The 14,184-nt window shown below is 22.9% G+C and carries 8 protein-coding genes; 7 read left to right on the forward strand and 1 reads right to left on the reverse strand.

The features are described from left to right. Nucleotides 1–49: 49 nt before the first annotated feature. Nucleotides 50–1,159: an aspartate-semialdehyde dehydrogenase gene (gene asd / locus ATN01_RS02260; protein WP_075433620.1), complete on the reverse strand. Its 1,110-nt coding sequence runs from the start codon at nt 1,157–1,159 to the stop codon at nt 50–52. 265 nt (nt 1,160–1,424) lie between these two features. Between asd and ATN01_RS02265 the strand changes: the two genes are divergently transcribed. The 7 genes from ATN01_RS02265 (at nt 1,425) to recD (ending at nt 14,036) form a co-directional block, all read left to right on the forward strand. Further along, on the forward strand, nt 1,425–2,015 hold the full coding sequence (locus ATN01_RS02265) for a YhgN family NAAT transporter (protein WP_075433464.1): 591 nt from the start codon (nt 1,425–1,427) through the stop codon (nt 2,013–2,015). 139 nt (nt 2,016–2,154) lie between these two features. After that, entirely contained in the window at nt 2,155–3,324 is a 1,170-nt protein-coding gene (locus ATN01_RS02270; protein WP_075433465.1) for a phosphoglycerate kinase, read from the forward strand. Nucleotides 3,325–3,368: 44 nt separating this feature from the next. After that, entirely contained in the window at nt 3,369–4,445 is a 1,077-nt protein-coding gene (gene fbaA, locus ATN01_RS02275) for a class II fructose-bisphosphate aldolase (RefSeq protein ID WP_075433466.1), read from the forward strand. A gap of 107 nt (nt 4,446–4,552) precedes the next feature. Further along, complete coding sequence (mscS, locus tag ATN01_RS02280) at nt 4,553–5,413, forward strand: small-conductance mechanosensitive channel MscS (protein ID WP_075433467.1); 861 nt, start codon at nt 4,553–4,555, stop codon at nt 5,411–5,413. 47 nt (nt 5,414–5,460) lie between these two features. Beyond that, nucleotides 5,461–8,685, forward strand: coding sequence for an exodeoxyribonuclease V subunit gamma (gene recC / locus ATN01_RS02285; protein WP_075433468.1), 3,225 nt, complete (start codon nt 5,461–5,463; stop codon nt 8,683–8,685). Next, complete coding sequence (gene recB, locus ATN01_RS02290) at nt 8,675–12,181, forward strand: exodeoxyribonuclease V subunit beta (protein ID WP_075433469.1); 3,507 nt, start codon at nt 8,675–8,677, stop codon at nt 12,179–12,181. Before recC ends, recB begins: the two co-directional genes overlap by 11 nt. 19 nt (nt 12,182–12,200) lie before the next feature. Further along, nucleotides 12,201–14,036: an exodeoxyribonuclease V subunit alpha gene (gene recD, locus ATN01_RS02295; RefSeq protein WP_075433621.1), complete on the forward strand. Its 1,836-nt coding sequence runs from the start codon at nt 12,201–12,203 to the stop codon at nt 14,034–14,036. The last annotated feature ends 148 nt before the right edge of the window (nt 14,037–14,184 follow it).

Raw genomic sequence — 14,184 nt, forward strand, 5'->3', positions numbered from 1 at the left:
AATATAGTGTATAAATGAAAATTTATTTTTTATTCATAAAAACATATAATTATATTGCTATTAATATATTTAACATTCTTCTCAAAGGTTCTGCAGCTCCCCATAACAATTGATCTCCCACTGTAAACGCAGATAAATATCTTTTACCCATATTTAATTTTCTTAAACGCCCAAGAGGAATATTTAAAGTTCCAGTTACAGCGGATGGAGTTAATTTTGATATGGTATCTTTAGGATTATTCGCAATAATATCAATCCAATCATTATGGTTTTTTAAAATATCTTTAATCATATCTAAAGAAAGATCTTTTTTTAATTTAATTAAAAATGATTGACTATGACATCGAAGTGAGCTTATCCTTACACACAAACCATCAATAATAACTTGATTATTTAAACCTAAAATTTTATTAGTTTCAGATTGACCTTTCCATTCTTCACGACTTTGACCATTACTCATTTTTTTATCAATCCATGGTATCAAACTACCAGCTAACGGGGCTGAAAAATAGTCTATAGGAAAATTAGGACTACGAGAAACTTCGGTTACTTTATGTTCGATATCTAAAATTGAAGAGTCGTTGAATAAATCTTTAGAACAAATGTTATATAGCATACCCATTTGTTTTAATAATTCTATTATATGACGAGCACCTGCACCAGATGCAGCTTGATAAGTAGAAACGGAAATCCATTCAATTAATTCTGTTGCAAATAATCCTCCTAGTGACATCAACATTAAACTAACTGTACAATTTCCTCCAACAAAAGTCTTAATTCCTTGGTTTATAGATTTATATATAAGTTTAGAATTAACTGGGTCTAAGACAATAATAGAATCGTTGTGCATACGTAAACTAGAAGATGCATCTATCCAATAACCTGACCAACCGGTTTTTCGTAATTTGGGATAAATATTTTCAGTATACGAACTTCCTTGACATGTGATAATAATATCCATTTCTTTTAATAGTTCAAGATTATAAGCATCTTGTAATTCTTTGTTTGATACGTTTTTTATTGAAGGAATAGCTTGACCAGATTGCGATGTTGAAAAAAAAATAGCACGAATATTTAAAAAATCGTTTTCTTCTTTCATTCTCTTCATTAAGACTGATCCAACCATTCCTCGCCAACCTATAAATCCAACAGATTTTATCATTAATAAATATACGGATGATTTAAATTAACAGTAATTATTTATAAATTTCACAACTAATTCAGTTAAAATCAAATTTTTATCCGCCTCCAAAAAATAATTAATAAAAACATATACTTTTTTTTAATAAAAATAAAAAATTATATTTTTATTTTAAATATACTATAAAATTATAATTTTATGTTAAAAATAAAATTTATATAATTAATTAAAAAAAATATTGCGTATAAAAACATGAAATTTTACAAGGACATCAAACATTAAAATGAATGAAATAATTTCAACAACAATATTGTTAATTCTAATTATGGATCCTTTAGGAAATCTTCCAATATTCATGACTATATTAAAACATTTAGAAGAAAAAAGAAGAAGGATTGTAGTTATAAGAGAAATGATTATAGCATTAATTATTATGTTATTATTTTTATTTATTGGAGAAAAAATACTCATCATCTTAAATTTAAAAACTGAAACTGTTTCAATATCTGGTGGGATTATTCTTTTTTTAATTGCTGTCAAAATGATTTTTCCACCTGAAGAAAATCAAAATAATACTACTAATCATGAAGAGCCTTTTTTAGTTCCTTTAGCTATTCCATTAGTTGCAGGACCATCTTTGTTAGCAACTTTAATGCTATTATCACATCAATATTTAAACCATATGTTTTATTTGGTAGGATCATTGCTAATAGCATGGTGCTTTACTATTATTACATTATTATTGTCTGGTTCATTTTTAAAACTATTTGGAACGAAAGGAGTTAATGCCTTAGAACGTCTTATGGGTTTAATTTTAATCATGCTTTCTACTCAAATGTTTCTCGACGGAATTAAAATTTGGTTTAAGAATTAATATAATATTTAAAATTAATACTAAAAAATATTTATTAATAAACAGTTTTAATTTATTTTAAAATAAAATATTTTTTAATGACTTGTAATTAAAAAATTAATAGCTAGATAATACTATCTATAAAATGGATACTTATATTATGAATATGATCAAAATGACTGAATTAAACATAACAGAAAAAACACTTTTGATTAGAAGTGATCTCAATGTTCCTATAAAAAATGGAATTATTCAATCTCATGCTAGAATATTAGCAGCACTTCCTACTATCGAAATAGCCATTAAACAAAATGCTAAAATAATTATTATGTCTCATTTAGGAAGACCAAAAGAAGGACATTACGAAAAAAAATATTCTTTATTACCTATATTTGAATTTTTAAAAAAACAATTAAGTCATATAAAAATATATTTTTCTAATAATTACCTTGATGGAATACAGCTTAAACCAAAAGAAATTGTTATTTTAGAAAATGTTCGATTTAATTTAGGAGAATTAGAAAATAACGATGAATTATCTAAAAAATATGCCAATCTATGCGATATCTTCGTCATGGATGCTTTTGGAAGCGCACATAGAATGCAATCATCTACTTATGGTGTAGGAAAATTTGCAAAAATAGCATGCGCTGGACCGCTTTTAATTAATGAAATAAAATGTTTAAAAAAATCATTAGAAAACCCTGAACGTCCTATGACAGCTATAGTAGGAGGTGCAAAGGTATCAACTAAATTCAATGTATTACATAAATTAGCTACAATTGCAGATACTATTATAGTTGGAGGTGGAATAGCTAATACTTTTTTAGCAATTGATTACAACATTGGAAAATCATTATATGAACCAGATTTTATTGCGGAAGCTAAAAAGATACGTGATACATATAATATTATTATACCGATTGATTCTCGCGTAGGGAAAAATTTTTCTAAAACTGAAGAATCTATAATTAGATTACCTTTTAATATAAATTCAGATGAAGAAATTATGGATTTTGGAGATGAAACTATAAAAAAAATTATTCCAATTCTTAAAATGTCCAAAACAATTATTTGGAATGGTCCGGTTGGAGTTTTTGAATTTCCCAATTTTCGTCAAGGGACTGAAACAATTGCAAAAACAATTTCAGCAAGCAATGCATTTTCTATTGCTGGAGGAGGTGATACATTGTCTGTTATAGATATGTTTAATATAAAGAATAATATCTCTTATATTTCAACTGGAGGAGGTGCTTTTTTAGAATTTATAGAAGGAAAAAAATTACCTTCAATAAGTATGTTGGAAGAAACCTATAAAAAATGCAACTAAATTAATAGAGATAAAACTTAAAACATTACGTAATAGGAAGAAAATTGAATATTTTAAATATAATAAAACCCGGTGTTGTAACTGGCAACGAAGCACGAAAAATATTTGAATTTGCTAAAAAGAAAAAATTCGCAATTCCTGCTGTAAATTGTATAGGAACAGATTCTATAAACAGTGTACTAGAGACCGCTGCTAGAATGAGAGCTCCAGTTATTATTCAATTTTCTCATGGAGGTGCTGCTTTTATTGCAGGATATAAAGAAAGATTTAAAAGTACTCAGGAACAAGCAATTCAAGGATCTATATCTGGAGCTAAACATGTACATTTGATGGCAAAATATTATAAAATTCCAGTAATACTTCACACAGATCATTGTTCAAAAGAAATATTGACATGGATTGATGAATTACTAAAAATTGGTAAAAATTATTATAAAAAATATAATAAACCCTTATTTACATCTCATATGATTGATTTATCAAAAGAAAATTTAAAAGAAAATATATCTATTTGTAGAAATTATTTAAAAAAGATGAAAAAAATCAACATGATGTTAGAAATAGAATTAGGATGTACAGGAGGAGAAGAAGATGGTGTAAATAACAATGAAATAGATAAAAAACTGCTATATACACAACCTGAAGACGTTAATTATGCTTACGAAATATTATATAAAATTAGTAATAATTTTACTATTGCTGCAGCATTTGGAAATGTACATGGTGTTTATCAACCTGGAAATGTTGATCTTAAACCTATTATCTTAAAAAATTCACAAAAATATGTCAGTATTAAACATAATTTAAAAAAAAATCCATTAAATTTAGTGTTTCATGGAGGTTCAGGATCTGATATAACAGAAATAAAAGAATCGATTAAATACGGAATAGTTAAAATGAATATTGATACAGATATGCAATGGGCTACATGGCATGGTGTATTAGACTTTTATAGAAAAAATAAAGAATTTTTACATAACCAATTAGGAAATAATACTAATAAAAATCAACCAAATAAAAAATACTATGATCCAAGATCATGGATTAGAGCCTCTCAAGAATCAATGTCAAAAAGACTAGAACAATCATTTAAGGAATTAAATGCTTGTAATATTTTATGACAATGTAAATTATACTCCGGGGAATAAAAAAACTATTCTCCGAGATATTATTATATTAAAAGTATTATAATATCTCCAAATATTAATTAAAATATACAGAGACAAAAATGGATGAATTAAATGTAGTAAACGATATTAATCATGCAGGAAATTGGTTAATGCGAAATCAAGAATTACTTGTTGAATATACAGTTAATCTGACATCTGCAATTATTATTTTAACTGTGGGAATGTTTATAGCAAAAATAATATCAAACGGAGTAAATCAAGTCCTAATAACTCGTAATATTGATGCAACAATCGCTGGATTTTTATCTGCATTAATGCGATATATCATCATCACTTTTACACTTATTGCTGCATTAGGTCGAATTGGAGTACAGACAACATCAGTAATTGCTATATTAGGAGCTGCTGGGATGACAATAGGTTTAGCATTACAGGGTTCATTATCTAATTTTGCAGCTGGTGTTTTATTAGTCACTTTAAGACCGTTAAAAACAAGTGAATATGTTGATTTAGGAAACGTAGCAGGTACTGTATTAAATATCCATATTTTCTATACAACATTACGCACTTTAGATGGGAAAATTGTAGTAGTCCCAAATAATAAAATTATTTCTGGTAATGTTATTAATTATTCAAGAGAACCTGCACGTCGTAATGAATTTATTATTAGTGTAGCATATGATTCAGACATTGATTTTGTGATAAAAGTTTTACGAAATGTAATAGAAAATGAAGACAGAGTCATTAAAGATCGAGATATTATTGTAGGACTTAGTGAATTAGCTCCATCTTCCTTAAATTTTATAGTACGTTGTTGGAGTAACACAGATGATTTACATTCTGTATACTGGGATTTAATGGTGAAGTTTAAAAAAGCACTCGATGATAATAATATCAACATCCCTTATCCTCAAATAGATGTACATTTTTATCAAAAAAGTAAAAAAAATAAATTATAAAGATATTTTTTATTTTTCAGTGTTTATTTAAAAACAATTAGGTTATTATGTTTATTATTTTTAGATCAAATAAAATAAATATACTTTTATCAAAAGTATGTCAAATTATTCAAAAAAAACCACTTTCTAATATTTTCGAAAAAGAAATTTTTATTCATGATAGTAAAATACTATTTAAATATTTAAATATATTCATTTCAAATAATATAGGAATTTCAGCAAATTTTAAATTTTATCGTCCTCATGATTTTATATGGAAAGTGTTTCAATCAATCCTGTACAAAAATAATTTAAAAAACACATGCACCCAATCTATTATAACTTGGAACATTATGAATGTGTTAAATAAAAAGAATTTTTGTGAACATATAAAAACAAAAGACAATGCATATAAAAAATTTAAATTTTCATATTTAATGGCAACAATTTTTCATCAATACCTTATATATCGTCCTAACTGGATTAACGAATGGGAACAAAATAAAAATACATGTTTAATTAACGAAGATGAAATATGGCAAGTAAAATTATGGAAAGAAATAATAAATCATTCTAAAAAAAATAATCAATCCGGTTATCATTTTGTAAATTTATTCAATTATTTTCAATCTTTAAAGAATCATAATAAAATAAAAAAAAATGTTTTACCTAATCGTATTTTTATTATTTCTTCTTTTACATTAACGCCATCGTATATAAAAATATTAAAAATTATTAGTAAATATACAAATATCTACTTTTTATATATAACACCTTTTAAAACAAATATATTTTATCCAAATACCATTAAAAATGGTAATCTTTCTCACAAAAAAAAACATCCAAATAATACAATATTATCATTATGGAGAAAATATGAAGAATATTATATAATTAAACTGATGCATTCTAAAAAAATAAAAATAACTAATTTTTTTAAAAATGAAGCAAACAAAAATATAAATTTATTAAATAATATAAAAAAAAATTTTCTTAAATTTGATTGTTTAAATTTAAAAAACATTAAAAAAAAATCATTTCTTAAAATAGACAACTCTATTTCTATAAATATTTGTGACAATAAATATAATGAAATTCAAATTTTACATGACACATTATTATTACATTTTAATAAAAATAAAAACCTAAAGCTAGATAATATAGTTGTGATTTGTGATTCAATTGATGATTATATGTCATCTATTCATGCAATATTCGAAGCAAAAAATGAAAATGAAAATCTTCCTTTTTTTATTTCTACAAAAGTTTCCAAAAAAGAAGAAAAAATATTTTTATTTTTTAATAAAATATTAAATTTATCATATAGTCGTTTTGAAAATGAAGAAATATTAGAATTTCTTAATATTCCAGAAATAGCTAATCATTTTAATATATCAGAAGACGATATAAATATTTTATATCATTGGATACAAGAAGCTAATATTCGATGGGGTATTAACTCTAAACACAAAAAAAGTTTATCACTTCCTGAACATAATGCAAATACATGGGAATGGGGTATTGAAAAACTATTACTTAGTTATGCAACTAATACCACAGAAAATGTTTGGAATGATGTCGTGTCATGTAGCGTTATTAACACTTCTAGAGCAGATCTGATAGGAAAATTAATTATTTTTATAAACGTACTGAAAAAATGGAAAAAAAAAATATCTAAATCACAATATCTTTCATGTTGGCGCTCTTTGTTTAGAGAATTTATCAATGACTTTTTTTATAAAAAAACAAATAAACCTGTTCAAAATTTACATAAATCTTGGATCAAGATGATTGATGATATTTCATATTCTAACTATACGCAAAAAATTTCAATTAAAATACTAAAAAAACATTTTAATTGTACAATAAAAAGAACATACCAAAAATTTTTACCAGGTGTTATAAATTTTTGTCATCCATCTGATATATGTTATATTCCGTTTGAAATAATATGTATTATTGGTTCAGATTATAAAAGCACTTTAAAAAATAATAAACCAAATAGTTTTATTAATATATTAAACAAATATCCATTAATTGGCGATTTAAATTTCTATGAACAGTATTGTTATTTATTTTTGCAAAATATTTCTTGTGCTCAAAAATATTTATATATAAGTTATGTAGGCACTTCTATTAAAGATGAAAGTAAAACAAGTTCCTCAATTTTAATTGAACAATTATTAGATTACATCGCATTTAATTTTTTTCCTAAACATGATTATAATCTAAATATAAAAGACAATAAAAAAAGAATTATTAATTTATTATGTAAAAATTACAAAAAAGAATATTTTTACAAAAAAGAAAATATAAAAAATACTTTAGATAACTCTATAAAAAATAAGATTAAAACAAACAACAATAAAACATATAATATAAAATTATTCAAAAATAATATTTCCAATAAAATTCATCTAAAAGATCTAATTTTTTTCTGGAAAAATCCAATACGTTATTTTTTTAATCATTCTTTAAAAATTAAATTTAGATTTCAAAAAGAAAAAATTAATAACACTGAACCTTTTTGCGTCAGTCAAATAGAGTCTTTTAAAATAAAAGAAATGTTATTGACGAACATAATCAATCAAAAAGACACCGAAAAAATTTTAAAAATTTATATTCTTTCTGGAAAATTACCTTACGGTTTTTTTGGAGAGAATATATTTAAAAAAATAAAAAAGGATATGGAATCCATAGCTAAATCAGTGATAAAACACAAGTCTGTCACAAAAGAAAAAAAAATTAATTTTATTTTAAAAAAATTTCAAATACATGGTATTTTATATAACGTACAAAGTACAGGTCTGATACGTTGGCAGCCTAATACAATTAGCTATAGTGATCGTATTGCTTTATGGATAGAACATTTAATGTATTCTTGTATAAAAGGATTCGGAGAAAGTAAGATAATAGGTCCTAAAAATCAAATATGGTCTTATTCTTCTCTGAATCATGAAAAAGCATATAATTATCTTTATAAATATATAATAGGATATATAAAAGGTTCAAAAGAATTAATTTTATTAACAAAATCAGGTGCATCATGGTTAGACGCAGTTTATAATATAAAGAAAAATATCATTCAACATGATGATAATACAAAACTTATAGGATACAAAAAATTGTTTAAAACTTGGATTGGAAATAATTATATTAAAGGTGAAAAAGAAGATTTATATATTAAAAAAACAATCACACAATTAGATTTAAGTAATGTAGAAAAAATTTGCAAAACAGCTAAAAAATGGATAATGCCATTATTAAGAAATAAAAAAATATATGAAAAATGATAATTTGAAAAAACTAAATCTTTTTAAGATACCACTGAACGGTATAAATTTAATAGAAGCTTCAGCTGGAACCGGAAAAACATTTACCATTGTATTATTGTATTTACGTTTATTATTAGGTATAGGAAACGATAAAAATCCAATTAAAAAACTTCTAATACATGAAATATTAGTAGTTACTTTTACTAATGCTGCGAAAGAAGAATTATATTTACGCATTAAAACTGCAATTCAAAATTTATATTTAATTTGTACAAAAAAAATCAAACAACCATCTTTTTTAAAGGTCTTTTTAAAAAAAATAAAAAATTTAGAAGAAGCAATTAATATTTTAGAAGAAGCGCAAAAAAACATAAATAATATATCTATATATACAATACATGGATTTTGTAAAAAAATATTACAATTATATACTTTCGATTTTAATTCTGTTTTTAAAGAAAAAATTATCGAAAATGAAGAAAAGTTATATTTACAAGCCACACAAGATTTTTGGAGAAATTATTTCTATAAATTACCAAAAGATATGATAAAAATCATATATAAATATTATAAAGATCCAAAACAGTTATTAAAGGAAGTGAAACCACTGTTATATATAAAATCAATAAAATTCCAAAAAAAAAATTTTAACAATGAAACATTGCTTGTATATCACAAAAGAAATATATATAAAATAAATTGTTTTAAAAAAATATGGTTAACTTATTATTCAACGATATTAAATACAATTAAAACGTTAAAAATAAACAAAAAGATATATAATCAATCTAATATTAGTAGATGGGTAAAAGATATTACACAATGGTCAAAAAATGATACTAAAGATTATATCTTACCAAATGCACTAAAATATTTTACAAAAGAATATCTACAAAACAACATAACAACTGAAACAAAAATGCAACATATTTTTTTTGACAAAATTGAAAAAATATTAAAAAAAAAATTCTCATTAAAAAATATTATTATTTTTTACGCTATAAAAACAATTCCTATAATTTTATCTAAAGAAAAAAACAAACAATCATTATTAGGATTTAATGATCTATTAAGTATTCTTTTAAAGAATATACAAAAAGAAAAATATTTAAAAAATCTAATTAGCAAAAAATATCCTGTAACATTTATTGATGAATTTCAAGATACGAATATTGAACAATATAAAATATTTGATTTAATATATAAAAACACAAAAAAAACTGCATTATTTTTAATAGGAGACCCCAAACAAGCGATATACAGTTTTAGAGGCGCTGATATTTTTTCATATTTATACGTTCAAAAAAAAGTAAAAAAACACTATTATTTAGACACCAATTGGCGTTCTTCTATTAAAATGTGTAATAGTATTAATTATTTATTTTTTCAAAATAAAAATCCATTTATCTTCAAAGATATTTTATTTAAACCTGTTTTGCCTTGTTGTAAAAATTCAAAAATGGATTTTCAAATTAAAAAAATTTCTCAATCTTCACTTAGCTTTTTTATGCCACAAGAAAAAACAATTAATATAGAAGATTACCAAATATGGATAGCAAAACAATGCGCAAACGAAATTAGTTATTGGTTAAATGGCGCAAAAAACGACAAAGTGAAAATTATCACTAAAAAAGGCGAACAAACTCTAAAATCTAGTGATATTGCTATATTAATTAGAAACGAACAAGAAGCTCATATTATTCAAGAGGAATTAAAAAAACTAAACATACTTTCTTTTTATTCTTCTAGTAAGAAGAGCATATTTCACACTTCTGAAGCTCAAGAATTGCTATGGATTTTAGAATCTATTTTAGAACCTACTAATAAAAAACTTTTAGAACAATCTATCGCAACAAATATTTTAAATACAATATTTTTTGAAATTAAAACACAAGAAACAATTAAACATTCATATCAAATAATAGAAAAATTGTATAAATATAAAAATATTTGGAACACAAAAAATATTTTTCATATGATCAAAACTATAATACTAGATTATCAAAAATGTTTAAATGATTCTAAAGTAGAAGTCAAATATCAAAACAATTTAAATGTTTTACATATTGCAGAATTATTATTAGAAAAATTTAAATTTTTTTATAAAAAAAAATATTTAATAACATGGTTAGAAAAAAAAATAAATAATAAAAAACTCCCATCATATAGTGAATGTATTAAAAATTTTGATGAATCCCAATCAGTGAAAATTATTACGATACATAAATCCAAAGGATTAGAATATCCAATTGTATGGATACCTTTTAGTATAAATTTTAATAAATCAAAACTACCTTTATATCATAATAAAAAAAATTTCAAAATATTTTTTGATATAGATAAAAATAATACTTCTTTAAAAAAAGCTGATAAAGAAAGATTAGCAGAAGATATTCGTTTTTTATATGTTGCAATAACTAGATCGATTCTTCATTGTAGTATCGGTATAGCATGCTTAACAAAAAAAAGAAAAAAAAATACCAATAATAGTGATATTCATTTAAGCGCTTTAGGATATATTATTCAAAATGGAAATCCTATGAATTATGAAAATTTAATGAGTCATCTAAATGAACTTAAAAAAAATAATATTATAGAAATTAAGCAAAAAACAATTAAATTTAAGTTATCTGAAGAAAAAAAACATTATTTTTACTCTATACCCTCACCGAAAATTTTAAATAGAAAAATAAATCATTCTTATGATATCACTAGTTTTACTACACTAATTCAAGAAAATAAGTCATTAGTTTATAATAACGATAAAATTATTGAAACACACTTTTCTAAAAAAAAGAAATTACAAAATTACAATTTAAATATACATAATTTTCCCAGTGGAAAAACATCTGGAATATTAATACATTATATATTAAAAAATTTAAATATTTTAAATAAAAGTCATTTAAATTGGTTCGTTAATATTTTAGATGAATATAATATATCTAAAAAATGGTCTAAAACCTTAATGTCTTGGATATATGATATTATCAATACCCCTTTAAGTAATCAAAAAATTATTTTATCACAGTTAAAAAAATTATATGTAGCAGAATTAGAATTTTTTTTACCTATTAAAAACATTTTATGTTCTGAAAAAATAAATAATATTATTAAATCTTTTGATTCTTTATCTGTTTTCACTCCGAAAATATTTTTTAATCCTGTTTCTGAGATATTAAAAGGATGTATTGATTTAATGTTTTTTTGGGATAATAAATACTATATAATCGATTATAAATCTAATTGGTTAGGATCAAATAACAGATATTATTCTGATCAATGTATTAAAAAAGAAATGATCAAAAAAAGATATGATTTACAATATCAAATATATACTATTGCAATCAACAAATATTTAGAAACAAGAATAAAGAACTATGATTATAAAAATCATTTTGGTGGTGTTTTTTATATTTTCTTACGAGGAATCAACAATCAAAAAAACAACGGTGTGTTTTATACACTACCAAATTATTCATTAGTAAAAAATTTAACAGATTTAATCTCATAGAAAATCTAAAAATATGAAAATGTTTACGTTGCTGAAACAAGCTCTATCTAAAAAAATGATTCATCCTATTGATTTATATTTTGGAAATTTTGTTGCACAAAAAAGCAATATTTTTATGTTGATAGCAACTTGTGTAAGCTATGAAAATAGAAATGGACATGTTTTCCTATCAATAGAATATTTTAAAAAAAATAGTTTTTCTTCTATTTTTGATAAAAAAATACTTAAAAAATGTTTCAATATTTTAGGAAAAGATGTGAACTGGAAAAAAGAAATATTGAAACATACAGCGATAAGTAATGGTTCTATTTTGACACCTTTAGTATTTTTTAAAAAAAAAATATATCTCTATAAAATGTGGAAAGCAGAAAGCAATATTTTAAAAATTTTACATAAAAGATATAATCCAAAAATCAACAAAGTAAAATGCGCTATCATATTAGAAAATTTATTTTTAAATAAAAAAGACAATATACAAAAAATAGCAGTGGCAATTAGCTTGATCAATAAAATAACATTTATTATCGGTGGTCCTGGAACTGGGAAAACCACTATTATATTAAAAATAATTATTGCATCAATAAAAAATTCAAAAAATCCAATAAAAATTCAATTGTCTGCACTTACTGGAAAAGCAACCACACATTTAAATGAAATATTAAAAAATAATATTTTTGATCTTTATTTGTCTGAAAAAGAAAAAATATCTTTACCCTACGAAGCTTTAACTATACATAGATTATTAGGAATTCAAAAAACATCTCAAAAAACATTCTTTAAAGAAAATAATTTATTAAATTTAGATATATTAATTATTGATGAAAGTTCAATGATAGATCTTTTAATGATGGAAAAAATATTTTATGCAGTATCAAAACATACCAAACTAATTTTTCTAGGTGATCACCATCAATTACCACCGATAGAACCTGGATGTATATTCCAAAACATTTGTTACTATTCTAAGGATGGTTATAGTTTACAACATTTAACTAGAATTTCAAAACTGATACAATATAGATGTTTAAAAAAACAAAATAAAAAAAAATCTAATTTTATAAGTGATAAGATATGTGTCTTAAAAAAGAATTATCGATTCAATAAAAATTCAGGGATGTATATCTTATCAAATGCTATTTATAGTAAAAATATTAAAATAATCAAAAAATTGTTTAATAATTCTATAAATAATATTTTTTTTCATGAGACCAATTCTATTATAGAATATCATAACATGATCGAATATATTTCTTTAACCTATAAAAATTTTTGGGAAAAAATATATAATAAAAAAGAAATTAAAGAAATAATAAAAATTTTTCAAAATTATCAAGTATTATGCACCTTAAATGAAAGTATATTTGGTGTACAGATTTTAAATCAAAAAATAGAAGAAGCAATGTATAAAAACTATATGATAAAAAAATTCTATATTAATGAAAAAATATGGTATGTAGGAAAACCTATTATCATTACTCACAATAATACATATTTAAATTTATTTAATGGAAATATAGGAATTACTAATATTAATAAAAAAGGTATTTTTCAAGTATCTTTCCTAAAAGAAAACGATAGAGTTTTAAATATTCCTATAAACGTTCTAAGAGATTATGATACAGCTTGGACAACAACAGTTCATAAAGCGCAAGGATCTGAATTTACTCATACATTTTTAGTATTACCAAATTTTGACTCACAAGTTCTAAATAAAGATATTTTATATACTAGTATCACAAGAGCTCGAAATACATTACATATCTTCGCGACGAGAAAAGTTTTTTTAAAAACTGTTTTAAAAAACACAGATATATCTAATAGTTTAATAGACAGAATTAATGATTTTAAATCATGATTTAAAAAAAATTATAAATATTTTTTTTAAAACATAATTGTTTAAATATATGAATTATCAAAGATTTAGAATTTCTCTAATAATTATACATTTTTTTATTATAAGAGAATAATTGATAAACAATTTCTGATATATCAGTTAAAATACA

Source organism: Buchnera aphidicola (Diuraphis noxia) (assembly GCF_001700895.1).
GTDB classification, from domain to species: domain Bacteria; phylum Pseudomonadota; class Gammaproteobacteria; order Enterobacterales; family Enterobacteriaceae; genus Buchnera; species Buchnera aphidicola_D.

Coding starts and splice junctions, on each gene's coding strand:
- recC (WP_075433468.1), top strand. CDS start 5,461: ATGTTTATTATTTTTAGATCAAATAAAATAAATATACTTTTATCAAAA.
- recD (WP_075433621.1), top strand. CDS start 12,201: ATGTTTACGTTGCTGAAACAAGCTCTATCTAAAAAAATGATTCATCCT.
- mscS (WP_075433467.1), top strand. CDS start 4,553: ATGGATGAATTAAATGTAGTAAACGATATTAATCATGCAGGAAATTGG.
- ATN01_RS02270 (WP_075433465.1), top strand. CDS start 2,155: ATGAATATGATCAAAATGACTGAATTAAACATAACAGAAAAAACACTT.
- recB (WP_075433469.1), top strand. CDS start 8,675: ATGAAAAATGATAATTTGAAAAAACTAAATCTTTTTAAGATACCACTG.
- ATN01_RS02265 (WP_075433464.1), top strand. CDS start 1,425: ATGAATGAAATAATTTCAACAACAATATTGTTAATTCTAATTATGGAT.